Below are 22,998 nucleotides of genomic sequence, written 5' to 3'. Positions count from 1 at the left end.
CCTTGAACCGACAGACCCTGGAAGGCGTGTGGATTCCACGCGCTGACCTCGTGGACTGGGAGGTGTTGATCGGCAGCGAGAGCTACCGCAGCAGCACCCCCGGTCCCATCTCCACGGCCCGCATCCAGCTCGACGGCATCGGCTGTCTGGCGAGCGGCAGCCTCGCCCTCAAGCGTCCGCGCAGCATCCCCCGGCCCTTCAAGCAGCTCGTGCAGGTCAACCTGCTCAGCCGCACGCACGGCTGGGTGCCGGTCTGCCAGGGCATCCTGCCTCCGGCCAAACCCGACGCCCTGAACGAGTGGACCCTGGAGATCCTGCCGCTCGAAGTCGTGGACCTCGACGGCTACTACGACGGCCGCCTGATCACCTACAACACGCTGGACCCGGGGGCCGACAGTTACACCGACACGAACCGCGCCGTGGTCGACCGTGCCCTGAAAGCCAACCCAAGCGCCAGCATCGGCGTGGACTGGACCGGGGCGGTGCTGCTGGCCCGGCCTGGCGACGGTTCCCCCGTGCAGATCTCGCGTGCTCGCTGGTACGACTGGAAGAGCACTGGCGAGGTCGTGCTGCCTTACGGCACCGAGTCCCGCTGGGCGGGGCCAGCCGGTTGGGCGCGGGGCGAGTACAAAGGCATCGAGCGACCTGCCTGGGCACCGAGGAAGGCGGTCGACGCGGGGGAGGTGACCTACAAAGAGGGGGTGCAACCCACCGGGCCCGCAGTGGTCAATCAGCGCGAAGTGATCCTGAGTGACGCGTTTGCCCCCGCGGCGGCGGCGATGCGGTTGACCACGAACATTGGCCCAAACCAACGCCTGATCGAGCGGGACCTGCCTCTCTCCCAGAGTGGTCCGACGGTGCGGCGCGTCTCGGCCAACCAATACGCCCACGTCAGCGTGTACGACCTGCAGGCGTGGTTCGAGGGGTCGGCCCTGGCCGGTCAGGACAATGAACAGCTCACCCAGGCGCAGAGTGCCCTGGCGTTGGCAGATGGGGCGTACAACCTCGCCCTGACGACGCTGGGCGAAGGCCACCCGGTCACCGTACAGGCGGCCGAGGACCTGGCAGACGCGCGGGACGTGGTCCGACTCGCCCAGGTAGATCAGGTGGTGGGGTCGTTCTACGAGCCGCTCTCGGGAAAACTGAGCTACGGCTTCGTCGGACAGAATCTCGGGCCGGGCGTGGTGACCGGCCTGACCATGTGGCTGAGCACCGTGCCCTGGGACGAGCAGGCGGTCGGCGTGCCCGTTGCGGCTGAGGACAACCCTGACCCGGATGCGCCGCTGAGCGAGACGCCCCTGGAGGGGATTGAGGGCGCAGGCATCGTGCATCCGTTCGCCAGTTCGCGGACGCTCATGGTGGCCGAAGCGCCACTGGGTGAGCTGTCTCAGGCCAGTCAGGGCATGCCTTGGCAGCCCAGTGCGCTGACCATCCCGGAGTCGTACTTCCGCAGCAGCATGAAGGTGAAGCTCGCCGCTTCCCTGAACGCGCGCTGGGCATCGAAGCGCGAGGAGGCGGAGCTGGGCCGGGAGGAGGAGGGCACGCTGCCGGACATCCGCGTCACGGTGGGACAGCGCTTCAGCCAGAGCTTCGGCGCCGGGGCGGGCCTTCAGGGCGCGCTGCCGCCTGGGCTGAGTTTCGACGGCGGCCTGCTGCACGGCGCGCCGACCGCAGAGGGGGAATTCGAGGTGACCATCGGGGGACAGAAACACGTGATCTGGGTCTACGGCGCGTCGCCTGGACGCGGCTGGGCTGGGCGCTGGTACTTCCACGTCGCGGCGTGGTGGCAAATCATCTTTCAAGAAGAGACGCAGGCGAACTGATGGGCGTTCAATACGGCTGGCAGATCAAAAACGGGAGTGCGACGTCCTGGAAACTCGTGTCGTATTCCGCGAGCATGTACGGCGCTTTTTACGATTCAGGGGGAACAGCGCAGATCCGCCTCGTGCTGGATGGGCAGGAGGTCTACAAGTTCAGGGACACGAATTACTTCACGGAGAATGTCCACGCGATCTACGGAACAGTGGACATCAGTCTTGCGCCAGGGGCCGTCCTCGACGTGGAGTTTCAGACCCTCGAAACGCCCTTCGACCCCGTCCCCACGGGGTTGGACCCTGACATTCCTGTAGGTCTTGCGATCAGGAACACGCTCGCTCCAGGCCAGCCGGCTGGATCGACCGTTTACGACAAGAGCTTCATCTTCACGGTCACTGATCCTCAAACCAGTGGCGGAGGCGGGGGCGGCGGAAGTGGGGGCGGAGGCGGGGGCAGCAGCGGTGGGGGCGGTGGGGGTACGGTGGAACCCCCCGGCTCCACCGGCCGGGCCACCGTCACCCTCTGGGCCTACCCGCCAGACTTCGGGCTCAAGACCCTCATTCCGCCGCCGCGCCCGGCCGCGCTGGACTATCCGACCACGGCGGGGCCGAACGCCCAGGCGACGCTCGACGGCGCGCTGCTGACCCCGGCGCAGGTGCCGGACGCGGAAGGCGGGCTGCTCGACGTGGCGAACGTCGAGTTCACGCTCTCCGCTGGCGCCATCGAGACGCAGGCGACCATCGGCATCCTGCCCTTCCAGGAGAGCGGGGTGTGATCGGCGAGGGCTGTGGCGAGCGGTACTCGGTCATCACGGAGGACGGGTACGGCTACCAGTTGCCGGGCACGCTGGAGCCGTCGCACTGGCTGGGGGCGCTGCACCCGGCTGTGCACGGGTTCCCGCTCAGCGACGTGCAGGTCCGCACCGATGACTACAAGCGGGACGCCGTCCCACTCTCCCTCGCAGGCGACATCCACCTCGGGACCGAGACGACCATGCACGACCTCGCCGCCGAGATCCAGTACTGGGTCCAGTTGGCGAGGTGGCTGCAACGCGCCGACCGGGCCGTGACCCGGCTCCTGGAGGGGAACGACATCGAACTGGGGCCGAGCGGGAAAAAGAGCAAGAACGCGACCCTGCGGGTGGTCGTGGTGCAACAGGACCGGCGCTGGTTTGGGCCGGATGGTCGGGAGGTGACCGGATGAAGTACCAGTTCATGGGCGACGTTCTCGGCGCCGAGAACGCGGAGGTGACGGCCACCCTGACCTACCTGGGCGACTACCGTGACCCGGACGGCGCGCTGCCGCCGCCTGTGCTGCTGTACCGCCGCGCGCCGGGCAGTGGCTGGGCAGGGCAGCCCGGTGGCGGGCCGGCGTGGGTCTGGGGGCCGGAGCTGCCTGGGCAGCCGGTCCCGAAGGTCCGGGTGACCTATGTGGTGCTCCAGGCAGGCCTGCCGCCCCTGGCCCGCACGGTCGAGCGGCGGGTGCTGCCGAACACCGACCAGCCCGGCTACTGGGACTTCACGCGGCCGGATACCGAGCAGCCCTCGTGGAGCGGCGGGAATGGCACGCCGACGCCGGTCGAAGTGCAGCCCGGCCAGGGCCCACAGGGCGAGCGAGGCGCAGGCTGGCTGCACGGGCGCGGTGCCCCGACGGCGGGCCTGGGTGGCGCCGGCGACCTGTATCTCGACACCGGCACCTGGGACGTGTGGACGCGCGGCGTCGGCGGCTGGGTCATCCAGGGCAACCTCAAGGGCGGCGCGGGTGGGCCGGGACCGCGAGGCCTGAACGGGCGCGGGGTCCCGGCCCACACCACCGCGCAGAACGGCCACGCCCTGGTGGCGGACGGCTCCCCCGAGGGGGCAGGTTGGAAGGGGCTGACGCTGGCCGCGCTCACCGACGTGGATGTGACCGGGCTCCAGGACGGCCAGGTCCTGGTGTGGGACAAGGTCGCTGGGCTTTGGCGACCCGGTGCGGGCGGCGGTGGTGGGCAGACTGACTACCCCGTGCTGGAGAACGGGATCTCCCAGGAGGCGGTGCTTTCCGCGAGCAACACCTATCTCCAGACCTTCCAGTTCGACGTGCCGGTGGGGATGACCTCGCTGGTGGTCATGTCGGACAGCCCCAGCGGGGAGCCAGCGCTGTCGCTGGACTTCAACCTGCCGCCGGATGACAACCGACCGGCGATGTACAACGTGCCGGCCAACACGGCGATCACCGTGGCCTCGCCTGATGCGGGCCGCTGGTACGTCTCGCTGGGTGCGACCACCGCGTTCTCGGCGAACGTGACGGCCTACTGGTCAAGCGACTCGGGGTCTGAGTACTCGGTCATCACGGACGCGGAGGGCTACCAGACGATCACGGACGCGACGGCGACGACCGACGCGGAGGGTTACCAGATGGTGCAGGGCGCGTGGATCACTGAGGACGAGGACGGGTTCCACACCCTGAAGAGGAGTTGAGATGAACGCAGGACCGTATCCGACAAAAGCGATGCACATGCAGCTCAAGACGCGGGTGACGAATCTGGAGAATGGCGGGGGCAGTGGGGCTGGTCTGGTTGGAAATGTGGACGGCCTACCCCTGATCCTCCCGACCATGCAGCGCATCGAGTCCGATGCCCTCGTGCGCATCCCGGTCTCCGAGGGCGCCCCCCCGACCATCATCGAGACGATGTTCGAGTACATGTACTACACGCTGCCCGTCCAGCAGTACAGCCTGAGCACCATCGAACTGCGGGTGCCGAGCACCTACGACCATGTCGCACATCCGCTGAGTTTCATGGTGGGGTCTGCGGGCACTCAGTACGGGCAGTTCCTGCAAATCGCGGACCTGCAGGTGGCCGAGGCCGGGGCCATGAAGCAACTGATCTACCGCTTCCGTCGCCCCACCATCCTGTACGGCGGCTTCATCCAGGTGAACACGCCGAAGAACTCGCAGAACATCGCCTACAGCCTGCCGGTCTTCGACCTGTCGAACATGCCCCCCTCGCCCGCTGGGCTGAGCGTGCGGACGTATGGCGACAACAACATGGGCACGAGCGAGAACCGCCTGAGCCACGGCTTCGGAATCGAGCTAGAGCCAAGCTCGGTCTACCCAATGCATGAGGTGGGCGGGGTGCTGCACCCCCGACAGTTCCCGGTGTTCCTGCAACCGACGCCGCAGAATCCAGGGCAGAACACGGACAGCGGCCTGGGCCTGGAAACGGGGGTGGAGGTGGTGTGGCCGGCAGATGGCACGCCATATCTGCACGTCTACCGGCGCGCGACCTACGGCAACGCAGGGCAGCATTACCACCTGCCGCTGACCCCAGGCCTGCCGCAGGGAGGGAGCTGAGATGGCCGCTGGCCCTTACGCCACGAAAGCGCTGCTCCAGGCCCTGGAAGCGCAGGTGAACGCGACGACGCAGGTGCTGGGCTACAACACGGCGTCGAAGCGTGCAGACGGGAGCTACACGTACTACGGTCTGTCCCTGTCATCGACGTATGCGGCTGATGTGTTCGTCGGGGTGCAGTTCGAGAGCGCTGGGGTGGCGGCGTTGGCGCTGAGCAAGTTGCAGCAGCTTCAGGTGGCCGACCCAGGGACGCAAGAAGTGCTGGCGGTATATCCGGCGGCGCAGGTGTTACGCCTGGGCCGCCGCCTGATCGTCCCGCCCGTGCGGCCGCCGCCCCAGGCGGTGTCGATGGAGGTGACGCTGCGCTTTCCGGGCGGCGTTGACTTGCCCCAGTGGAACGGCATGCAGGCGATGTCGGGGTTTGGCCTGTACGGCAGCACGACCGGGGTGGACAGCGTGTACTCGCCGGCGAACGTGGACGTGTCGCTGCTGCAGGTACCGTTCCGGCTGCGGCCGGGGCAGTTCCTCCCGACCCCGTATCTGCCGGGGCCACAGCCTGCGCCGCTGGCGCTGGAGGTCGTGGACAACGGATATCTGGACGCGGCGCCGGTGCTGCGGTACCGCACGAGCGAGGGGAAGCTCTACAGCTGGCCCGCGCCCACGCTCGTCGAGGACGAGGGCGTCGGCGGTGGCGCAGGCGGAGGCGGAAGCAGCGCGAGCTGACCTCTGTGCCCTGCGCCTTTTCTTGCCCCCACCGACCCGGTCCGGTGGGGGCCTTCGCATTCATGGCCGGGCGAGGTGCACATGGCATTCAGAGACATCCTGAAGATCAAGGGGCTGGCCGACTTTTTGACGGCGCTCAAGGCGCGCGTCTTGCCCTACTTTGTCGGAGACGACGATGAAAGCTTCACGCCGGTCAGTCGCGCTAACCCTTTCCCGGTCGAGATCGTCAAGGACAGTTCGGGCGGCAGCTCAGGCGAGAGCGGGGGCGGAAGTGGGAGTGACCCGGACAGCGCGCGCGAGGTCACGCTCGGGCAGGTCCGCGCCTCGGTAGGCACCCTGGCGACCCAGGCCGGGTACGAAGGCCTGCACGTCCGGCCGCCCGAGGTGGTGGGGTGCTACACGTCCTTGGTGACCGTCACGGCGGTCGCGGCGAATATTCCGACCAACGTCCTGTTCCATGAGGCAACCGTGCATGTGGTTTCGGGCACGATCCGGCGCAGCATCGGCGGCGAGGCGTCGGCGCAGACGCCACTNCCGACCAACGTCCTGTTCCATGAGGCAACCGTGCATGTGGTTTCGGGCACGATCCGGCGCAGCATCGGCGGCGAGGCGTCGGCGCAGACGCCACTGCTTTCGGCGGGGGACTCCGAGGAGATCCGGGGGCGGGAGCTGCTCGCCTACCGGGTCGTGCGGGAGGGCGCGGTGGACGCGCAGCTGTGCATCGAGTACCGCACCCTTGCCCAGCCCACGCCGCCGCCCCCGGTCGAGGAGGTCTGAGATGGGGACGATCACTCGCAAGCCGGTCGCCAATGAGGCCAAGCTCGATAACCACGACGGCCGCCTGAGCTTCCTGGAGACGCCGCAGCTCAAGGGTAAGCGCCTGGAGGGCTTCAGCTGGTACCGGGCGTTCCGGTTGAACAACGTCCCCAATGAGCCCAACTCGCCGGGTGAGGGCACCAGCGTGGTCTTCCAGATCACGGGGCAGTCCGACTTCGGAAACACGGCCAACACGCAGACCAGCCGCATCTTCGCCTCATTCGGGGTGCGCGGCGGGGACATCGTGCCGGTCCTCGAGGTCCACGGCAACCGGCGCCTGAGCAACCGGGGCGAGAGCATGGGCTTCCGCGTGTACAAGAACGTGGACGGGTACTACTGGCTCTACATCCGCACGGCGGTCTACAGCGCCGGCACCATCCAGTGGTACATCCCCAACGAGGACGCGGGCAACACACCCTTCCAGATCACGGACACCATCACGCACAACGGCGCGGAGTGGGTCATTCCCAAGCCCACCGGCTCGGGCGAGCTGATCTGGGATTACGACACGGCCGAGTCCTTCCAGCCGCTGATGATCGGCAAGGGCTACGCCCTGACCTCGACCGACCTGACCGGGCTGATGATCGCCGGGCCGGTTGGAGACTTCCCGGTCACGGGCGGCCTCCCGGCGCGCTTCCCGATCAACCGCGCCGTTCTGGACAACACCGGCCGAGGTCAGCCGGACCACAGCTATAAGCCGGCCGACAGCGCGCGGGGGAACACCGAGCTGGGTCAGGGGCTGTACCACTACACCCTGGAGATCGCGGTGAAGGGTGGACAGGCGGGGGCGGTCCTCTCGGTCTTCCCGCAGCGCCTCGGCGTGGGCGTGCTCCTGGCCCACAAGCGCACCCTGCGTGGCGGCGACGAGACGTTGACCATCACCGGGACGATCCCTCTCCACGCCTGGCAAAACCTCTGGTTCGACCTCGCGTGCGATCAGAACTACACGGTGGGCGTGGACAGCCTGCTGACGGTTCACCGGGGGTACGGACAATGATCGACTACATCCCCACGCCCGAGCCCGTGCGCGAGGTATACAGCACGCTTCCTGAAGGCCGCGCCCTGACCCCCGAGCAGGCCCAGGCCCTGCGCTGGCTCTACCCAGGCGCAGCACTTCTCCAAGTTGGGGAGGTGGTGTACGTCACAGCCTGGACTCTGCCTATCCCCCAGCCGACGGACGCCGAGCTGGAGGCTGCCCTGCCCGCAGCCCAGGCGCACGCGGCCGACCGGGTGGAAATGGATGAGATCGGGGCAGAGCTCTTCGAGCGGTACACGCTGCACGCCCGCGCCCTCGCTCTTGGCAAGGTGTCGACTGCCAAGGAAATTGAGGAGGAGGCCACCAGCCTTCTCGCCTACCAACAGGAGATCCGAGACCGTGCCCCGACCAGTCCTTCCTAAACGCTGCGACTTCTGCGGCGACCGCTGCGTAAAACAACCCTCCGGCTACTGGTTGTGCGTGCTGCCCGAGGGCTGCGGCTGGAGCGACGATCCGAGCACCATCCAGCCCCAGGCGGCCGCGCCCCAGACGGTCGAGCTCGCCCCGGCCAGCGAGGCCTCCGCGGAGAGCTGAGCAATTCCCCTAAGAGACAGGCTCATCAGCCCTTTATTCCGCCCCAGCGCCCGGCCTGGGGCGGTTCCCTTATGCCGGGCAGAAAGGAACCGCCATGAAACGACACCCGGCCCTGCTGCTCCTCAGCGCCGCCCTCATCCCCGCCGCCGCCGTCGTAGTCGTGACTAGCCCCCCCGGGTGCCGCCTCCAGGTCATCCCGGATTACACCTGGGCCGTCACGTACAAGGCCGTCCTGCGCCTAAGCCCCGGCTGTATGGACGGTACCGCCCTGCGGGTCCGCAAGAGCAGCACCCAGAACGTCCGCCGCGAGGGTGCCCCCTATCAGCCCATCAAGCCCATCCAGGGCGCCTGGACCTTCGGCAAGACGTCCACCGTCCCGAAGAACGAACTCTGGACCGTCTACACCTGGCGCTGGGAGTGGTGGGACGCCCAGGCCTGGAATCCCCGGACCCAAACCCCTGGCCGCTGGACGGCCGCCGAGGTGCTCAATGCCACGCCTTAAGCGCGCTGTCAGGGCGGCCCTCCAACCTCTCAAGCGGGCCGCCCTGTACACCCTGCGGGCGGGGCTTCCCGTAGGCGGGGAGTTCTGGGACGGCGTGGCGTGGTTCGGGCGCATGGTGCTGATCGTGGTGCACCTGTCGTTCGCACTGCCGGCGCTGTATCGGCCGAACACGCCGCTGCTCCTGCCCAGCTACAGCGCCTTCGACGACGTGGTGCCCTTCAACTGGTGGGGCCTGATCGGGCTAGGCATCGCCTTACTGCTTTGGCTCCTGCCACCCCGAGTGCCCTGGGGCATTCTCAGCACGACCATCAGTGCGGGATACATGTATTTCGTCGCGGCGCTGTTCTGGCAGGCGGTGGGATCGATCAGCGCAGTGAACCTGTACTTCAGCGCGGGCGCCCTGTCGGGGCTGCTGTTGATGCGGGCGCTGTGGGCCTGGTTCGAACCGCAGCCCTGGTTCCGAGAGCACGTCTTGAAGCAGCCTGTCTCGAAAGTGGGCCGTCATGGCGGATGAGCAGACCAAGGACGCCCTGAGCACGGCCGCGACGTGGCTAGGCGGGACGGGTGTTCTGGCCGCCGTGGGGGTGTTCCTCAAGGGGCTGCTGACGGGGGTGACCGGGCAGGAGAAGGAGATTCGCGGCGCCCTCCAGGAGGAGAACAAGCGCCTGCGCGAGCGGGCGAAGTACGCGATGGAGTGGCAGGACCTGTGCACGCGTGCCCGCTGGGAGGCTGAGAAGCTCGGCTACGACCCCAGCAAGTGGCCCAATGATCCGGACGAACCGGAAGACGAGGACACCCCATGAATATCGCTGCACCACAGACGGCACGCGAGTGGCTGGCCTACGGCATCGAGCAGGTCAAGGCTGGCCACGCTCTCAAGCGGTGGTCCCCCGACACGATCACGGTCGGAGGCCGCTGCGCCCAGCTCGTGCGTGAGTCCACGGAAGGCTGCCTCGGCCTGGACGAAAACTCGTGGCCGGTCGCCACGAAGGCCCACGAGTTCCGCAAGGCACGCGGTGGCGTGGACCGCTGGGCCGCCGATTACGAGAAGGGTGCCCGAGCGCTGGGCCTGACCAAGACCTTCGCACAGCGCCGCGTGGGCGACATCTTCTACTGGCCCTACACGGCGACAGTCCTGATCGGCAAGAAGCGGGTGCCGCAGGCCTTCGGGCACACGGCCATGTACGCGGGCCTGATCGGGGGCGTACCCCATGTGCTGGAGAACAGCGACTGGTCTCCAGCTCGGCGGAAGCAGCAGGGGGCCACCCTACCGCTGGGCGGCAGTGCGCACGTCTACCTGACGCCGCTGTCCCTATTCACCGAGCCGACCACCGTGATCGCCCCGACGCGCGAGCTGTGGCTGGAGGACCAAGACCTGCTGGCCCCAGCCAAGCCCCCAGCGGCGGGCGGCGGCCTGGTGATGCCCAAGGGCTGGTACCCGACCCACGACACCAACAAGGTGCTGACCGGGCGCTACATCAGCATCGTGATGGACGGCCAGAAGCCCGTGCTTATCGAAGTCCCGGAATACCGGCTGAAGGAGCTGAAGTGATGGACCTGATGAATGGAGATGCGCTGGCCTGGCTTCAAGCGGTGGCCAGTAACCCGGTGCTGCTGGGCTTGTTCGTGTTCGGGCTGGTCGCCTCGCTGAAGCGTGGCGTCGAGCAGAAGCAGGAAGCGGCGGCGGCCGCTGGACAGCCGGTGGAGGTCGTGGCCCCGAACGTGTGGCGCGGGCTGGCCTTCGGCATGGGCCTGGCCGCGAGTCTGGTGCTGCACTGGACGACTGGGCGAGCCACGTTCGGGCAAGGCTGGCTGGGAGCGGTACCCTTCGGGCTACTAGCCGGGCTGGTGAGCATCATCGGACGTGACGGCCTCAAAACCTTCGCGTCGTGGTTCGGCCTGGGCGCGCTGCTCGGGCCAACGTCGAGCGCTGTGCCGGCAGGCCTCACCTCTCCGGCCGGGCCGCTGCCTCCAGGCCCTGGCGTGGCCAGTGAGGCGGCGGCGCAAACCACGCCCCAGGTCTCCCCTGTCCCCTTGCAGGAGCCGCGGCCTGCAAGTGAAGCGGACCTGAGCCGCATGACCGGCACGTTCGACGACGTACCCCTCAGCCGCCCAGCGCCGGCATGGCTGGAATCTGAAGGCGCAGCGGAGTTGGACACTGGTCCAAGGCGGATTTGATCAGGAGGCCTGGAGGGATCTAAATCCTTTTTTAGAACATGCCCGTGAGCGTCTCTGAATCTGGCAGCATTTCCCGATATGGATGGACCATTCCTCGAGGCTTTAGCGGAGCTCCAGGACTACGAGGTCTTTGGATCCTTCGCGGTCGTTGAAGGCCTGGTACGGTTGGAGCGTATCGCTAAGGCCGCTCTCGCCGCGCACGTCACGAGTGATGAGCTTCGGGCCGCAGCTCGACATGTGATGGATCGACATTGGAACGACACGGGTTCCTCACCGGCCTTTCTGGAGCGCCGGCGTGCGGAGGTGCTGCTGCGGCTCGATACCATGCTGGATCACCTGGAGTGGGAAGACCGGATGTACCAGAGCGAATATCTGAATTGACTGTCCAGCAAGGTTTATGCTGCGTCCCTCGTTCGGTACGGCGTTGCCCTGAATGAGCAGCCGCCCCCGCTCTGGCATCTGCCTCGGCGGGGGCGGATTTATACCGAGAAATAATATTTGGTGTAATCAGGAGAAATATCCTGCTAGACGGCATTTTTCGCTGGTTTTGCTCCAAATTATTTCGCAAACTCTATCCGGCAGCGGCGGCGGTCTTCCAATAGATTGCATGTCGTATGTAGGAACCCCTCAAGGCCCCACCCCGCTTCGGCTTCGTGCTTGGGCGAGGTGGGGCCTTTTTGCGTTGTGTGCCCTCGAGCAGCAGCCCCTATGCTGAGCACTCCACACCACCTCACGAGGAGACCCTGAAATGACGACCAAGAACGACCCCCTGCCATGTATGCCGCACCCATCTGGAGGCATCTTGACTCCCGCGCCCCCTGCTGACAGTGGCCCCTGCCCCGGCTGCGCCCGCTTAGGGAGCGATCCCTGTCCACCCTGCGCCGATGTCAGGCCGTGAATCACATGCTGACTGGGAACTGCCCGCTCCAGCGGAACGACTGCGTCCGCTGCTACTGACCCCACCGCCCCACCCCGCCTGGGCACGAAGCCCAGGCGGGGTGGGGTCTTTCTTCGTTTGTGGGGGCTTCCGTCGCCTGCTCAATGTATAATCTTTGAGCAGGCAATCTGAAAAGTTGTGGACTGATGACCCAGATATCTCTTTTTTGAAGAGCTTATCTGTGTTTTCCTCGAAGCCTACTCATATGTTAGGACTTAGGAGAAAATATGCCAACTAAAACGTTTCTATCTTTTCGTGGAGAAGACGAATTCAAAGTTTGGACTTTGAGAGGCTTGGCAGGTTTCAAAAATTTAGAATTCGAGATGGATGATGAATCACTCCGTAAAGCAATCGACAGTCGAGATGAAGCTTATATTAAAAGTGTCATCCGTCCCAAAATTAAATCATCAACCCACTGCGTCTGCCTTATAGGTGAAAATACACACAGAAGTCGCAAATGGGTTCCGTGGGAAATTGAGCTTGCCATTGCTGAGGGCAAGCAGGTACTTGCGATGAGATTTTGGGACTCTTCAAAAGCCACTACTCCCGCAGTCCTAACGAGAAATGGAATTGTTCCTTTTGACTGGGATGTAGATACCCTCTACAAACGTCTGAGCTAGGAATGGAGATAGAAGATTCTGATCTGCCCGGCTTGTTTGTAGCTGCTGATAGACTTTCAAAGTCATCGCAAAATACTTATATTCTGATGACCAGAATAAGTCTGGTGCTTTTAATAGGAATAGCCGTACTGGGTGTATTCAGTTTTGAAGATGAAAATAGCAAATTAAATATAGCTTTTGCATCTGGCATTGCTATAGCTATAAGCATCATTATAAATCTTATCTTATTGTCAAATAAGCCTGACAAAGATTGGTATGATGGTCGCGCAGTAGCCGAATCCGTAAAAACCAAATCTTGGCGTTTTATGATGCGTAGTGACCCCTATATACAGGATGATGCAGAAATATTATTTGACGAGGTTTTAAGACGAATTAGGGATGAAAGGCCGAGCTTTGTCAGCAAGCTTGACGCTAACACTGCTTCCAGTAATCAAGTGACTCCTAAGATGCAGCATGTTAGAAGCCTCTCCTTTAATGAAAGAAAAACCATCTACTTAAATAAGAGGATTGAAGATCAGCGTAGGTGGTATGCCACCAAATCCGACTTTAACAAAAGTAAAGCAAAGATGTGGTCTAATATCAATCTGATATCCCAGATAGTCATATTGCTACTTTGCTTCGCAGTTGTAAGATGGTCTAATATTCCTATTAGTATCATTGGTGTTCTCACAACCTTAGTCTCTTGCATAGTGGCTTGGGTTCAGCTAAAAAAATATCAGGAGCTTAGTAACTCTTATGGTCTAGCTGCTCAGGAGTTAGCTTCGATTTTTGGTCAAGGAACACGAATCACACAAGAAGATCAATTTGGCATATTTGTCTCAGATGCAGAAAATGCTATATCAAGAGAGCATACTATGTGGTCTGCTCGTAGAGATGCTATATAAACGGAGGAAATATGGCCGGTTCAATAATTACATCCCTAGGGGCAGCTACAAAGAGTGCACAGGGAGGAAAAGCCTATTACGAGAGTCGTCGCTATAATTCAAGACAATCTCTTATTTTCATATCCCACCGACAAAACGATGGTGAAGTCGCCCGAAAACTCGCTCATTTCTTAGTTGATTTTGCCGATGTAGACGTCTATATGGAAGCGTTCAATCCTACTCTAGCTTCATCTGGTAATCCACAGGCCGTGGTAGACGTTATAGATTTTGGACTTAACGCCTGTACGCATCTCATAGCAATTATTAGCGATAATACCAGAGGGTCGTGGTGGGTTCCTTATGAAATTGGTATAGCTAGAAACAGGCCAGTGCCCTGCGCGGTGATGCCTCTTACTAATGTGTTGGATTTACCAGAATACATGAAAACTGTTGAAGTGGTGAGGGATACTAATAACTTAGTCTTGTGGACTAAAAGACTTTTCACCACAAGAGTTGCTAAATCTGTTTCGCCCAACTCTATTGACATACCAAATTTCCCAACTTATAGACAAACCCCAATAGTCTTTAGAGATTAAGAGACAAAGCGTGTAGGGAGCTGAATAACACCCAGCTCCCTACACGCTTTGTCTGGTTAGAAATCCGTGTTCGGTCTGACCGAACAAGACCGTCTGGGACGCTGTTTCCACGTTTTTCCGACTTTACTTCTCGACCTCCGACCTTCAGACTAAAGACATCCAGAGAGGCGGAAAACGCCGTCTGGGACGGAGGAAACCACTATGACCACTACCCCTATGAACGCCGCTGACAAAGACGCCCTAATCGCCGCCGCCGCCGAAGCAGGAATCACGATCACGCGCACCTCGAAGGACTTCTTCCTGGGCGAGGGCCACAACCGCGAGCGCGTCACGCCCGGCCAGATCCGCGCCCTGATCGCAGAGGCCCAGACCGAGCAGCAGGCCCGCGCCGAGGCCCTGGAGGCCGCCGCCGAGATCCGCGAGCAGGAAGCTGAGCAGACCGAGCCTGAAGTCGCGCCGGTGGTTGAGATGGCCGCTGAAGCCGCGCCCGAACCCGAGCAGGTGCCAGACGTTGAAGTGGCGGCCGAAGCGCCCCAGGACGCCCAGGACGCGGCCCCTGAGGTCTCCCCTGCCCCCGAGGCCCAGCCTGAGACCCCCGCACCTGCTGCGGCCCCGGCCAAGGCCAAGCGCACCCCCGTTCTGTACGGCCCACCCTGCGGCGGCCAGATCGCCCACCTCGCGGTGGCCACCAGCGAGCACGCCCGGAACCCCATCGTCCACCTGGGCGAGCTGACCGCTCCGCGCCTCAAGAACAAGGAGGAGGCGGCGGCCGAAGGCCGGAGGACCGGCGCAGTGGGCCACATCGCCTTCCTGGCCCAGGACAAGGCCGGAGAGCAGTTCTGGAGCGTCGCGGTCGTGGACGCCGAAGGGGGCAACCTGAAGCTCAGCGGCGCCGAGATTGACCTGACGCTCCTCGAGGGCCAGGCCGCTGATGACGCGCGTGACCGCGTAGTCGGTGCGCGGAACAAGGCGAAGGCGCAGTGGCAGGCTGCGGCCGTCTGAACGCCCCGGACCTCCGTCCCGGCTCCCCTCGGGGGGGTCGGGACGCTTCTTTATGGCGCGAGCTGGCGCGGCTGGAACAGAAAAAACCCCCGGCGCTACAGCACCGGGGGGTACATCGAAAACTGGTGATTCTCTACGTCCCAGACACAGTATAGAGCAGTTTCACTGTTCCACCTTTACGGCCTGCACATCGGCGACCGATACCAGGAAGCTCATACCCCGCGCACCTCCAGAGATGATCTTGACTCGGATATTCTTGGCATCCTTCCGGCCAGGTCCGACAACCTCGCACAGGCCCCACTTCTTGACCTCTACCCGGTCGCCCGTCTTGTACGCAACTGCTGGAGCGAAGGGCGCCGGAGTCAGGTTGTCAAGACGGCCGCGCTCGAAGGCCAGGCGCAACTCGTGGTGCTCCGACCAGCGACTCCAGTGCCGGACATTGCGCTCGTGGCGAGCCTCCGTCTGCGGCGTGACCTCCACGGCGGCCAGCTCGTCGAGCGACCGCTGAAACCGGCGCAGCTCGGCCTCCAGCTTCTCGATCCGACGGCGCACGACGCCGGGGTCCGACTGCTGCCGGGCGCGGGCTGCGCTGCCGGCAGCACGGTCGCGCCAGTATTGGGCTTTCTTGCCCTCCTCGACGGCTGCGCGCATGTTGGTGTCACTGCGCTCCAGCGCGCGGCGATGGCGCCGGGCCGAGTGGTGGTCCACCTTGATTGGTTCCCCACCGGGGGGCAGGCCTTCCATGGCCGACCGCACGCGCTGATCGGCCCGGACATCTGCCGCCGCCGCCCGACTGGCGAAACGCACGATACGGGCCTGCGGGTCCCCGGGGTCCGCTTCGTGCTCGATGGCCTCGACGTGCTGCAGCACCAGGTCCTCGCGCTCCGGGGTCCACGCGGCGACCCAGGCCTGCAAGCTGCGCCACCACTTGAACCCTACCGACCGCGTCTCCGCGTACTCGGCCGGGCCGAGTCGTTCCGCTGGAACCCAGCGGATCGTGTTGTCGTCGAGGTTGTAGGTGGCCGTCCCGTTCGTGACCTCGGCGGTCACTGCTGCACCGCCGAGGCGTCGAGCACCAGCTCCTCGGCCCGGTTGACCGTCAGGTCCAGGCGCATCCCCATCACGGCGTGCAGGTGCAGCGCCTCGCCGATGTACTCATGCCGGGCGTGCAGGGCGTACAGCGTCAGGCGCTCGCCCTCGGCCGTAACCACCGTGACCGGCCACGGCTCCGACCAGTTGGCCGGGATCGTCGCGCGCACGTTCTCCAAATCTTCGATGCGGCCGTCGACGCGCGGCAGATCGGTCTGCTTCACGATGACCAGCCCGGCGGCCTCCAGTTTGTCCAGGGTGCTGTGCGCACCCCGGCCCAGGACCGTCAGCGCGAGGGCGCGCGCGGCCTCCAGATCGGGGCGCGGCATCAGGCCACCGCCTCCAGCAGACGGCGGCAGAGTTCCTCGATCCGCGCGTTGCGGAGTTCGGTGTCGCGGTCGAATTCGTAGCGGACCTTGATCTCCTGCGGGATCAGGCCAGCGTCTATGCGCTCGCCCAGATAGCGCCGGAGCTGCTTCCCGACGTCGAAGGCTTTCTGAGCCGAGTGCTCCTCGAAGGCCTCCGAGAAATGCATCGCGAGCTCCTCAGCATCATCGGAGGGGGCCAGGTCTTGCACGCGGGCGGCGAAGCGGGCCATCTGCGCCCGGCCCGCGACGGTCAGGGCGAGGGTCGCGAACTGGTCCCGCACGGGCGTAGGCACGGTGCTGAGGGGCAGGGCATTCAGGGTGCGGACTAACATCATTCACCTCCAATGCGGGGGGCGCGGTGGACTTCGAGCAGCCGGAGCTGGTAGCGCAGGCCGTCGATCCAGAGTCGGGCGACGTCGAGGTCGCGCCGGGCCTGCCGGACCGCAGCGGTGGCCGCGTCCAGGCTCGCATATTCGTCGCGCAGACGCAGGCGTAAAGCGGCCTTGCGCTCGGCTTCGTTGCGGCCGTCCACTCCGAGGATCAGGGCCTCGGCTTCGGCCAGGTCGAGGGTGCTGCGGGCCTCAGCCTCGGTCTGGGCGCAGTGGGCAAGCGCGTCGGTCGCGCGAATGCACTCGCACGTCGCGTCCTGCACGTTGGTCATGCTGAGGTTCAGGGGGACGGCGGGCGCGGCCGGGGCGCAGACCCAGCAGCGGCCGACTTCGTCCAGCAGGCGACCGCACTTCTGGCATTCCCTCTCGGCCCCAGCGGGGGCGACAGCGGCCGCGCTCACGCCGCCACCTCCGCGCGCGCGACGATGCCGTGGGTGAACGCGAGGAACAGCAGCACGGACTCGCTCTCGTCGGCGGTCAGCAGCGCGAGGCTGTAAACCGGGCGGTCGAGGGCTGCCGAGGCATAGCCGTAGTGTTCCTTGCTGGGGATGCCCGCGCGACCCAGGGCGCGGTGCAGCTCCCAGGCGGCGGGCTTGCCGATCACTTCGGGTTCCAGGACCTCGGCGGTCACGGCGCGGAAGGTCGCGCCGCGCAGGATGTGGCGGGCGTCGCGCTCATCGGCGGGCTGCCCGTCGATCTCGGCCGTCAGGACGCCGTCGGCGCAGCTGAGGGTGACGGTGTGGTGCCGGACCTGAACAACGGCGCCGTCCATGCGGTCGTGGGTGACGGTGTCCCAGGTGCGGGTGATCGCGCGGGGTTGGGGTTTGGTATCGTTCACGGTGGTCCTCTGATTGGGGGATTTCAGGTGGGGCGCATTCGTTCTTGGTCGTTCGGTCGCGCCCTTCTCTGATGCCTGATAATAGCAGAATGACTATAAATAGTCAAGTGCCTATCATGCGTGATACCGTGGACGGCATGGACTGGGACCAGTTGGAGGAATTCATTCGGGCGCAGATGAAGGCACAGCCGCGTGGCTATCAGGTCGCTTTGGCTGAGCGCCTGGGCATCGCACAGCCCTCCGTGGCGCAATTCGTAAGCGGCCGCCGCAGCATCCCCACCGCGCACGTCGCGACGATCCTCGACGAGCTGGGGTTCAAGCTGGCCGTCGTCCCGAAGTAACCCGTGTTTTTTCACCGCTTACGCACGCTTCATCGTCATGATGCTCGTCTGGATGTCGCAGGCGGCCTCGGCACCGAACGGGCAGATTCAGGGCTACGCGCCGGCCGAGTTCGCATCCTACTTCATCGCGACATGGCTGGTCAGTCAGCTCATGGTCGTGTGGGTGGCCTGGGAACTAGACCTGGACATCCGCATGGGCACCCTGTCGCCCAAGCTGCTGCGGCCGCTGGACCCCCTGTGGGTGCACTTTATGGGGCACGTCTCCGAACGGGTCATCCGTCTCGTGCCCATGCTCGTCATCGTGGGGTTCATGGCGTGGGCGGCGGGGGCGCGCTTCTCGGCCGATCCGGTCGTGTGGGCCTCGGGGCTGGGGCTGGCCGCGCTGGGGTTCTGCTGCCGGTTCCTGTGGGAATACACCTTGGGCCTGCTCGCCTTCTGGACCGAGAGCAGCACGTCCTTTCAGGAGCTGATGTGGCTGTTCTACGCCGCGCTCGGCGGCATGTTCGCACCGCTGGCCTTCTACCCGCAGTGGGTGCAGGACGTGGCGGTCTGGACGCCCTTTCCGTACATGCTGGGCCTGCCCGCACAGCTGCTGGCCGGCAAGGCCACACTGGCGCAGGCAGGGCAAGGCGCACTGGTGCTCCTGGGCTGGCTGGCCGTGCTGTGGGCCGTGCGCCTGACGGTGTGGCGCCTGGGCCTGCGCCGGTATGGGGCGGTCGGGGCGTGAGGCGCTACTGGCGGCTCATCCGGATCTTCACGGGGGCGACCCTGAGCGCGCAGCTCGAATACCGGGCCAACTTCGTGGGCGCGGTGCTGGCGAGCCTGGGCGAGGTCGGGGTGGCCCTGCTGGGGCTGGCGGTCGTGTTCGGGCAGCCGGAGGTGAGCACCGTGGGCGGCTGGAGCTTCCGCGAGGCGCTGCTGGTGACGGGCTTTTTCATGCTCACCGAGGGCGTGATCAGCGTGCTGATCCAGCCGAACATGTCCAAAATCGCTGAGGCGGTGCGCACCGGCACGATGGATTTCACCCTCCTCAAACCCATCGACGCGCAGTTCGGGGTGAGTACCCGCAACCTCAACCTGCTGCGGCTGCCCGACGTATTGATCGGACTGGGGCTGCTGACCTACGCGGCCTCGGGACTGGCGGTCACACCTGGCGGGGTGCTGGGGGCGGCGGTGCTGTACCTCTCGGCCACCGTCATCGTGTACTGCATCTGGCTGGCGCTCTCGACGACCGCGTTCTGGTTCGTCAAGACCCAGAACGCCTCCGAGCTGTTCAGCGGGCTGTTCGGGGCCGGGCGTTTTCCGGTCACGGCCTTTCCGGTTCCGGTGCGCGCCTTCCTGACCTTCGTGGTGCCCATCGCCTTCATCACGACCGTGCCCGCGCAGGCCATGACCGGCGGCCTGAGCCTGGGACTGGCCCTGACCTCGCCGCTGGTGGCGGCCGCCCTGTTCGTACTCACGCGGCTGTTCTGGAAAAAGGCCGTGGCGAGCTACACGAGCGCGAGCAGTTGAGCGCGCCCGACGCCGACGCCTGGGCCGCCCTGGGCCAGCCCCGGCCCCGCAGCGTGCGCCTGAGTCCGGCGGCGCGCACCCGCCTGGCGCATCTGGCCGACCTGCGCGACGTGTTCTACCCGTCCGACGCCGAGAGGATCGGCGGCGAGTACAGCGGCGAGCTCCACCTGGCGCCCGACCTGCTCGCGGCGCGGCCCTGGCTGGCCCCGGACACGCCGCGCCGTGACCTGCTGGGCCGCGTGATGGCGCAGGAATGGACCGGCCTGCTGGCCCTGCTGGGCGAGTACGGGCCCTGGGTGTACGTGCCCGACGTGGCGGCGTTGCAGGGACTGTCGCGCGCCTACGCCGCCCTGGTGTCGGCGGCGACGCCTGCCCGCGAGGAGGACGTCTTGGCCGCCGCGCGCCGCCACGCCGGGGGGACGACCTCGCTGCTGGCCCGACTGGAGATCACCGACTACCGCCGGAAGACGCACCCGGCCGCGCCGGAACCGCTCGCCGCCCTCGAGGGCGCCTTCTGGGCGCAGGCAGGCGAGGTGGCCGCCGCGCGCCGGGCCGAATGGCAGGCGCGGCGCGGATGAGTCGGGGCCTCTGCGGCACACTGGGGCGATGACCGACCCCACGCCCCTAAAGGTCATCCTCGGGGCCGGCGAGCAACGCTGGCCCGGCTGGATTCCGACCCAGCAGGAGGACCTCGACCTGCGCGATCCCGCGAGTTTTGCCCGCTGGTTCGGGGCGCGCCGGGCCGACGCCTTCTTGTGCGAGCACGTCTGGGAGCACCTCACCGAGACCGAGGGACGCGCGGCCGCGCGTCTGTGCCACGCCTACCTGAAACCCGGTGGCTGGTTGCGCTGCGCGGTTCCCGACGCCCACTTTGCCGACCCCGACTACCAGCGCACGGTGCAGGTCGGCGGCCCCGGCCCGGCCGACCATCCGGCCGCCGACCACCGGATCGTGTATGACCACCGCCTGCTCGCGGACGTATTCGCCTCTGCGGGCTTTGAGGTGCGACTCCTCGAATATTGCGACGATGCGGGGCAGTTTCATGCCGGGGACTGGGACCTGGACAGCGGGCCGATCTACCGCTCGCTGCGCCTCGACCACCGCAACCGGGGCGGGCACCTGGGCTTCGTGTCGCTGATCGTGGACGCGAAGAAAGGCGGGGGCCGGGAGGGGGCTGGCCCGGAGAGGAAACGTTCGGAGAGGCAACCTCCCCAACTCAGGACAAATCTTCTCCGATCCGTGTGACCTCGTAGTGGACCTCGCGCCGCTTCAGGCTCACGGTGAAGCGGTCCCCCACCCGGCGGCCAGCCAGTCCGGAGCCGACCGGGCTGTCCGAACTGATCTGGACGACCGTCCCCAGAGGGCCCGACACCTCCGCCGGGCTCACGAGCTGGACCCGCTGCGTCTGGCCCGAGCCGAGGTCGGTCAGCACCACGACGTCGCCCAGACCCACGGTGGCGTGGGCTCCGGCGGGCGACTCGATGACCTGCGCCGCGTCGAGCAACTCCCGCAACTCCTCGACGCGTTCCTCGAGAGCTGCCAGCTGCTGCTGGGCTTCGGCGAGGTTGAGGCTCTCGGCTTCGTTGGACTCGAGCTGATCGCGCACGTAGTCGCGGGCTTCTTCGAGCCGGCGCTCTTCACGCCCGAGCGTCTGCTGGAGGCGCCTGAAGCCTTGGGCCGTCAGTTGGGGGGCAGAGGGCATGGGTGAAACGAAAGATAGCGGCCGGAGGGCTGGGGATGTGACCGGGTGAACACTGCCCTGGACAGCTGGGAGGTGGGTGTGCGCCGAACAAGGACAGACCCCACCGGGAAGGACGAGGAGGCCAGGCGAGGGGTAAAGCGGGCATTCTCCTGTCTCAGTCCAGGCGCCCCGACTGCCGGGCATAGTCGCGGCGGACCATTGCCGTGGCCCGCCGCAACCCGAAGCGCTCGTAGAACGGCACGAGGGCGTCGTCACAGGCGGTGTCCACCATATACAGACCGCCGAGCTGCTCCATCAGCAGGTCCATCAGGGCTGAGGCGATCCCCCGGCCCCGCCACTCGGCCCGCACCTCCAGCAGCGGAATGTAGGCGCACAGCACGCCGTCGCTGACCGCGTACACGAAGCCGATCACCTCGCCGTCCTCGACCGCCAGCGCGAGATATGGCGCCCCTGTCAGCAGGCGGTGCAGCGTCTGAGGCGTGGGCGGGTTCGGCCAGCCCTCAAAAAAACCGCCGAGTTGCGCGGGCGTGATTCCGTCGGAGGTCGTGCGGAGGTCCATGCCGCAGTCTGAAGGTCAAGGCCTGCCCAAGCACCGGCACATTGGCGAGCTTCAGCAGATTGACCTAGATTCGGCAGCATGACTGGCGAAGCTCCCCTGCTCTTCACTCCCCTCAAGATCGCTGGACTGACCCTGCCGAACCGGACGGTCGTCTCTCCCATGTGCATGTACTCGTCGCAGAACGGCATGCCCAACGAATTTCACCTGACCCACCTGGGCCAGTACGCCCTGGGCGGCGCGGGACTGATCCTGACCGAGGCGGCCGCCGTGGTTCCCGAGGGCCGTATCACCCCCGAGGATCTGGGCCTGTGGGACGACAAGCAGATGGTGCAGCTTGGGCACATCGTGGACTTCGTCCACCGCTACGGCGGGCACATCGGCGTGCAGCTCGCGCACGCGGGACGCAAGGCGAGTACCTACGGACCGGGGAACAGCAGCCGCGGCGCCGTGCCCGTCTCCGCAGGCGGGTGGCAGGTGCTGGGGCCGGACGCGAACGCCTACAGCGACACCTACCCGCAGCCCCAGGCCATGACGACCACCGACATCGCGCAGGTCGTGCAGGCCTTCGCCGACGCGGCCAAGCGCGCCCAGATGGCCGGCTGCGACGTGGTCGAGATCCACGCCGCACACGGCTACCTGCTGCACGAGTTCCTCTCGCCGCTCGCCAACGCCCGTAGCGACGAGTACGGCGGCAGCTTCGAGAACCGCGTGCGCCTGACCCTGGAGGTCGTGCGCGCGGTCCGTAAGGTCTGGCCGATGCACCTGCCGCTGTTCGTGCGCGTGAGCGCCACCGACTGGGCCGAGGGGGGCTGGGACCTGGAGCAGACGACGAACCTCGCCAAACTGCTGCGCTTCGAGGGCGTGGACGTACTGGACGTGAGCAGCGGCGGCCTGACGGCCCAGCAGCAGATCACGGCCGGGCCCGGCTACCAGACGCCCCTGGCCGCGCACATCCGCCGCGAGGTGCCCGACCTCCAGGTCATGACGGTGGGCCTGATCGACACGGCCCAGCAGGCCGAGGGCATCCTCCAGAACGGCGACGCCGACCTGATCGCGCTCGGACGCGCCTTCCTGCGTGATCCCCACTGGCCGCACCGCGCCGCGAGCGCCCTGGGGCTGGCCCCGGAACTGCCGCTGCCCTACGGACGCGCGGGCTGGTGAACTTGGCCGGCCGGAGGGGCTCTCGACGCGCACAGGGGCACCTCCAGCCGACGTAAGAAACAATCACGGCCGGGTCGGCGGGTCGC

Annotated in this window: 33 protein-coding genes; 26 read left to right on the top strand and 7 right to left on the bottom strand. The window is 65.6% G+C overall.

Features of this window, described 5'->3' with window-relative positions:
• The first annotated feature begins 2 nt into the window (after positions 1-2).
• The 20 genes from ASF71_RS00810 to ASF71_RS23360 all read left to right on the top strand — a co-directional run bounded on the left by ASF71_RS00810 (position 3) and on the right by ASF71_RS23360 (position 14,953).
• The gene (locus tag ASF71_RS00810; RefSeq protein WP_056293437.1) at positions 3-1,823 is read left to right on the top strand and encodes a hypothetical protein; all 1,821 of its coding nucleotides are present in this window, start codon (positions 3-5) and stop codon (positions 1,821-1,823) included.
• A complete protein-coding gene (locus tag ASF71_RS00805; protein ID WP_056293434.1) occupies positions 1,823-2,590 on the top strand; it encodes a hypothetical protein in 768 nt (255 codons plus the stop codon). Before ASF71_RS00810 ends, ASF71_RS00805 begins: the two co-directional genes overlap by 1 nt.
• The gene (locus ASF71_RS00800; protein ID WP_056293430.1) at positions 2,587-3,018 is read left to right on the top strand and encodes a hypothetical protein; all 432 of its coding nucleotides are present in this window, start codon (positions 2,587-2,589) and stop codon (positions 3,016-3,018) included. The genes ASF71_RS00805 and ASF71_RS00800 overlap by 4 nt, the downstream gene beginning before the upstream one ends.
• On the top strand, positions 3,015-4,274 hold the full coding sequence (locus ASF71_RS00795; RefSeq protein ID WP_056293426.1) for a hypothetical protein: 1,260 nt from the start codon (positions 3,015-3,017) through the stop codon (positions 4,272-4,274). Before ASF71_RS00800 ends, ASF71_RS00795 begins: the two co-directional genes overlap by 4 nt.
• Before the next feature lies 1 nt (position 4,275).
• Entirely contained in the window at positions 4,276-5,148 is an 873-nt protein-coding gene (locus ASF71_RS00790; protein WP_156372533.1) for a hypothetical protein, read from the top strand.
• Between the two features lies 1 nt (position 5,149).
• Entirely contained in the window at positions 5,150-5,869 is a 720-nt protein-coding gene (locus ASF71_RS00785; RefSeq protein ID WP_056293420.1) for a hypothetical protein, read from the top strand.
• 534 nt (positions 5,870-6,403) lie between these two features.
• A partial coding sequence (locus tag ASF71_RS24855) for a hypothetical protein (RefSeq protein ID WP_235514066.1) occupies positions 6,404-6,646 on the top strand: 243 nt, incomplete at its 5' end.
• Between the two features lies 1 nt (position 6,647).
• Positions 6,648-7,682, top strand: coding sequence for a hypothetical protein (locus ASF71_RS00775; RefSeq protein WP_056293408.1), 1,035 nt, complete (start codon positions 6,648-6,650; stop codon positions 7,680-7,682).
• Positions 7,679-8,083 (top strand): hypothetical protein, encoded by a 405-nt coding sequence (locus ASF71_RS00770; RefSeq protein ID WP_056293407.1) that lies wholly within the window; start codon positions 7,679-7,681, stop codon positions 8,081-8,083. The genes ASF71_RS00775 and ASF71_RS00770 overlap by 4 nt, the downstream gene beginning before the upstream one ends.
• Complete coding sequence (locus ASF71_RS23365) at positions 8,061-8,255, top strand: hypothetical protein (RefSeq protein WP_156372532.1); 195 nt, start codon at positions 8,061-8,063, stop codon at positions 8,253-8,255. Before ASF71_RS00770 ends, ASF71_RS23365 begins: the two co-directional genes overlap by 23 nt.
• 94 nt (positions 8,256-8,349) lie before the next feature.
• Positions 8,350-8,757 carry a hypothetical protein gene (locus ASF71_RS00765; protein ID WP_056293404.1) on the top strand — a complete coding sequence of 136 codons (408 nt, stop codon included), beginning with the start codon at positions 8,350-8,352 and terminating at the stop codon, positions 8,755-8,757.
• The gene (locus ASF71_RS00760) at positions 8,744-9,271 is read left to right on the top strand and encodes a hypothetical protein (protein WP_056293403.1); all 528 of its coding nucleotides are present in this window, start codon (positions 8,744-8,746) and stop codon (positions 9,269-9,271) included. The genes ASF71_RS00765 and ASF71_RS00760 overlap by 14 nt, the downstream gene beginning before the upstream one ends.
• Complete coding sequence (locus ASF71_RS00755; RefSeq protein ID WP_056293400.1) at positions 9,261-9,560, top strand: hypothetical protein; 300 nt, start codon at positions 9,261-9,263, stop codon at positions 9,558-9,560. Before ASF71_RS00760 ends, ASF71_RS00755 begins: the two co-directional genes overlap by 11 nt.
• Positions 9,557-10,309, top strand: coding sequence for a hypothetical protein (locus tag ASF71_RS00750; RefSeq protein WP_056293398.1), 753 nt, complete (start codon positions 9,557-9,559; stop codon positions 10,307-10,309). The genes ASF71_RS00755 and ASF71_RS00750 overlap by 4 nt, the downstream gene beginning before the upstream one ends.
• Positions 10,309-10,935, top strand: coding sequence for a hypothetical protein (locus tag ASF71_RS00745; RefSeq protein WP_056293396.1), 627 nt, complete (start codon positions 10,309-10,311; stop codon positions 10,933-10,935). The genes ASF71_RS00750 and ASF71_RS00745 overlap by 1 nt, the downstream gene beginning before the upstream one ends.
• 78 nt (positions 10,936-11,013) lie before the next feature.
• Positions 11,014-11,316: a hypothetical protein gene (locus ASF71_RS00740; protein WP_056293393.1), complete on the top strand. Its 303-nt coding sequence runs from the start codon at positions 11,014-11,016 to the stop codon at positions 11,314-11,316.
• A gap of 783 nt (positions 11,317-12,099) precedes the next feature.
• On the top strand, positions 12,100-12,492 hold the full coding sequence (locus tag ASF71_RS22230) for a TIR domain-containing protein (protein WP_082505273.1): 393 nt from the start codon (positions 12,100-12,102) through the stop codon (positions 12,490-12,492).
• Between the two features lie 2 nt (positions 12,493-12,494).
• On the top strand, positions 12,495-13,376 hold the full coding sequence (locus tag ASF71_RS22225; RefSeq protein WP_082505271.1) for a DUF4231 domain-containing protein: 882 nt from the start codon (positions 12,495-12,497) through the stop codon (positions 13,374-13,376).
• Positions 13,377-13,387: 11 nt separating this feature from the next.
• Positions 13,388-13,951: a toll/interleukin-1 receptor domain-containing protein gene (locus tag ASF71_RS22220; RefSeq protein WP_082505269.1), complete on the top strand. Its 564-nt coding sequence runs from the start codon at positions 13,388-13,390 to the stop codon at positions 13,949-13,951.
• Positions 13,952-14,152: 201 nt separating this feature from the next.
• Positions 14,153-14,953: a hypothetical protein gene (locus tag ASF71_RS23360; protein WP_156372531.1), complete on the top strand. Its 801-nt coding sequence runs from the start codon at positions 14,153-14,155 to the stop codon at positions 14,951-14,953.
• A gap of 162 nt (positions 14,954-15,115) precedes the next feature.
• On the opposite strand, the gene ASF71_RS00730 is transcribed toward ASF71_RS23360, so the two are convergent.
• From ASF71_RS00730 to ASF71_RS00710, 5 genes are read right to left on the bottom strand one after another with little or no spacing between them, the layout of a single operon-like run.
• A complete protein-coding gene (locus ASF71_RS00730) occupies positions 15,116-16,003 on the bottom strand; it encodes a DUF3560 domain-containing protein (protein ID WP_056293386.1) in 888 nt (295 codons plus the stop codon).
• Positions 16,000-16,371 carry a hypothetical protein gene (locus ASF71_RS00725; protein ID WP_056293383.1) on the bottom strand — a complete coding sequence of 124 codons (372 nt, stop codon included), beginning with the start codon at positions 16,369-16,371 and terminating at the stop codon, positions 16,000-16,002. The genes ASF71_RS00730 and ASF71_RS00725 overlap by 4 nt, the downstream gene beginning before the upstream one ends.
• A complete protein-coding gene (locus tag ASF71_RS00720; RefSeq protein WP_156372530.1) occupies positions 16,371-16,745 on the bottom strand; it encodes a hypothetical protein in 375 nt (124 codons plus the stop codon). Before ASF71_RS00720 ends, ASF71_RS00725 begins: the two co-directional genes overlap by 1 nt.
• Positions 16,742-17,200 (bottom strand): hypothetical protein, encoded by a 459-nt coding sequence (locus ASF71_RS00715; RefSeq protein ID WP_056293378.1) that lies wholly within the window; start codon positions 17,198-17,200, stop codon positions 16,742-16,744. The genes ASF71_RS00720 and ASF71_RS00715 overlap by 4 nt, the downstream gene beginning before the upstream one ends.
• The gene (locus ASF71_RS00710; protein ID WP_056293376.1) at positions 17,197-17,637 is read right to left on the bottom strand and encodes a hypothetical protein; all 441 of its coding nucleotides are present in this window, start codon (positions 17,635-17,637) and stop codon (positions 17,197-17,199) included. The genes ASF71_RS00715 and ASF71_RS00710 overlap by 4 nt, the downstream gene beginning before the upstream one ends.
• 116 nt (positions 17,638-17,753) lie before the next feature.
• On the opposite strand from ASF71_RS00710, the gene ASF71_RS00705 reads away from it, so the two are divergent.
• Genes ASF71_RS00705 through ASF71_RS00685 form a run of 5 tightly spaced genes read left to right on the top strand, consistent with a single transcriptional unit; the run spans position 17,754 to position 20,735 of the window.
• On the top strand, positions 17,754-17,978 hold the full coding sequence (locus tag ASF71_RS00705; protein ID WP_056293371.1) for a YdaS family helix-turn-helix protein: 225 nt from the start codon (positions 17,754-17,756) through the stop codon (positions 17,976-17,978).
• A gap of 37 nt (positions 17,979-18,015) precedes the next feature.
• Positions 18,016-18,705 (top strand): ABC-2 family transporter protein, encoded by a 690-nt coding sequence (locus ASF71_RS00700; RefSeq protein WP_235514065.1) that lies wholly within the window; start codon positions 18,016-18,018, stop codon positions 18,703-18,705.
• Positions 18,702-19,490, top strand: coding sequence for an ABC transporter permease (locus tag ASF71_RS00695; RefSeq protein WP_056293367.1), 789 nt, complete (start codon positions 18,702-18,704; stop codon positions 19,488-19,490). The genes ASF71_RS00700 and ASF71_RS00695 overlap by 4 nt, the downstream gene beginning before the upstream one ends.
• Positions 19,487-20,068, top strand: coding sequence for a hypothetical protein (locus tag ASF71_RS00690; protein ID WP_056293365.1), 582 nt, complete (start codon positions 19,487-19,489; stop codon positions 20,066-20,068). Before ASF71_RS00695 ends, ASF71_RS00690 begins: the two co-directional genes overlap by 4 nt.
• A 28-nt stretch (positions 20,069-20,096) precedes the next feature.
• Positions 20,097-20,735, top strand: coding sequence for a methyltransferase domain-containing protein (locus ASF71_RS00685; RefSeq protein ID WP_056293362.1), 639 nt, complete (start codon positions 20,097-20,099; stop codon positions 20,733-20,735).
• Here ASF71_RS00685 and ASF71_RS00680 read toward each other — a convergent pair.
• Positions 20,707-21,192 carry a GreA/GreB family elongation factor gene (locus ASF71_RS00680; protein WP_056293360.1) on the bottom strand — a complete coding sequence of 162 codons (486 nt, stop codon included), beginning with the start codon at positions 21,190-21,192 and terminating at the stop codon, positions 20,707-20,709. The genes ASF71_RS00685 and ASF71_RS00680 overlap by 29 nt on opposite strands.
• Before the next feature lie 154 nt (positions 21,193-21,346).
• Positions 21,347-21,751 carry a GNAT family N-acetyltransferase gene (locus tag ASF71_RS00675; RefSeq protein ID WP_056293357.1) on the bottom strand — a complete coding sequence of 135 codons (405 nt, stop codon included), beginning with the start codon at positions 21,749-21,751 and terminating at the stop codon, positions 21,347-21,349.
• Between the two features lie 78 nt (positions 21,752-21,829).
• On the opposite strand from ASF71_RS00675, the gene ASF71_RS00670 reads away from it, so the two are divergent.
• Complete coding sequence (locus ASF71_RS00670) at positions 21,830-22,912, top strand: NADH:flavin oxidoreductase/NADH oxidase (protein WP_056293353.1); 1,083 nt, start codon at positions 21,830-21,832, stop codon at positions 22,910-22,912.
• Positions 22,913-22,998 lie beyond the last annotated feature (86 nt).

It is taken from the genome of Deinococcus sp. Leaf326, assembly GCF_001424185.1.
Lineage (GTDB): Bacteria > Deinococcota > Deinococci > Deinococcales > Deinococcaceae > Deinococcus.
The sequence above is the reverse complement of the archived record's forward strand: the minus strand, read 5'-3'. Positions and strand labels throughout refer to the sequence as shown.

Coding starts and splice junctions, on each gene's coding strand:
- ASF71_RS00760 (WP_056293403.1), top strand. CDS start 8,744: ATGCCACGCCTTAAGCGCGCTGTCAGGGCGGCCCTCCAACCTCTCAAG.
- ASF71_RS00790 (WP_156372533.1), top strand. CDS start 4,276: ATGAACGCAGGACCGTATCCGACAAAAGCGATGCACATGCAGCTCAAG.
- ASF71_RS00680 (WP_056293360.1), bottom strand. CDS start 21,192: ATGCCCTCTGCCCCCCAACTGACGGCCCAAGGCTTCAGGCGCCTCCAG.
- ASF71_RS00745 (WP_056293396.1), top strand. CDS start 10,309: ATGGACCTGATGAATGGAGATGCGCTGGCCTGGCTTCAAGCGGTGGCC.
- ASF71_RS00725 (WP_056293383.1), bottom strand. CDS start 16,371: ATGCCGCGCCCCGATCTGGAGGCCGCGCGCGCCCTCGCGCTGACGGTC.
- ASF71_RS00770 (WP_056293407.1), top strand. CDS start 7,679: ATGATCGACTACATCCCCACGCCCGAGCCCGTGCGCGAGGTATACAGC.
- ASF71_RS00670 (WP_056293353.1), top strand. CDS start 21,830: ATGACTGGCGAAGCTCCCCTGCTCTTCACTCCCCTCAAGATCGCTGGA.
- ASF71_RS00795 (WP_056293426.1), top strand. CDS start 3,015: ATGAAGTACCAGTTCATGGGCGACGTTCTCGGCGCCGAGAACGCGGAG.
- ASF71_RS00685 (WP_056293362.1), top strand. CDS start 20,097: ATGACCGACCCCACGCCCCTAAAGGTCATCCTCGGGGCCGGCGAGCAA.
- ASF71_RS22225 (WP_082505271.1), top strand. CDS start 12,495: ATGGAGATAGAAGATTCTGATCTGCCCGGCTTGTTTGTAGCTGCTGAT.
- ASF71_RS22220 (WP_082505269.1), top strand. CDS start 13,388: ATGGCCGGTTCAATAATTACATCCCTAGGGGCAGCTACAAAGAGTGCA.
- ASF71_RS00675 (WP_056293357.1), bottom strand. CDS start 21,751: ATGGACCTCCGCACGACCTCCGACGGAATCACGCCCGCGCAACTCGGC.
- ASF71_RS00765 (WP_056293404.1), top strand. CDS start 8,350: ATGAAACGACACCCGGCCCTGCTGCTCCTCAGCGCCGCCCTCATCCCC.
- ASF71_RS00755 (WP_056293400.1), top strand. CDS start 9,261: ATGGCGGATGAGCAGACCAAGGACGCCCTGAGCACGGCCGCGACGTGG.
- ASF71_RS00705 (WP_056293371.1), top strand. CDS start 17,754: ATGCGTGATACCGTGGACGGCATGGACTGGGACCAGTTGGAGGAATTC.
- ASF71_RS00805 (WP_056293434.1), top strand. CDS start 1,823: ATGGGCGTTCAATACGGCTGGCAGATCAAAAACGGGAGTGCGACGTCC.
- ASF71_RS00775 (WP_056293408.1), top strand. CDS start 6,648: ATGGGGACGATCACTCGCAAGCCGGTCGCCAATGAGGCCAAGCTCGAT.
- ASF71_RS23360 (WP_156372531.1), top strand. CDS start 14,153: ATGACCACTACCCCTATGAACGCCGCTGACAAAGACGCCCTAATCGCC.
- ASF71_RS00785 (WP_056293420.1), top strand. CDS start 5,150: ATGGCCGCTGGCCCTTACGCCACGAAAGCGCTGCTCCAGGCCCTGGAA.
- ASF71_RS00750 (WP_056293398.1), top strand. CDS start 9,557: ATGAATATCGCTGCACCACAGACGGCACGCGAGTGGCTGGCCTACGGC.
- ASF71_RS00740 (WP_056293393.1), top strand. CDS start 11,014: ATGGATGGACCATTCCTCGAGGCTTTAGCGGAGCTCCAGGACTACGAG.
- ASF71_RS00720 (WP_156372530.1), bottom strand. CDS start 16,745: ATGATGTTAGTCCGCACCCTGAATGCCCTGCCCCTCAGCACCGTGCCT.
- ASF71_RS00700 (WP_235514065.1), top strand. CDS start 18,016: ATGATGCTCGTCTGGATGTCGCAGGCGGCCTCGGCACCGAACGGGCAG.
- ASF71_RS22230 (WP_082505273.1), top strand. CDS start 12,100: ATGCCAACTAAAACGTTTCTATCTTTTCGTGGAGAAGACGAATTCAAA.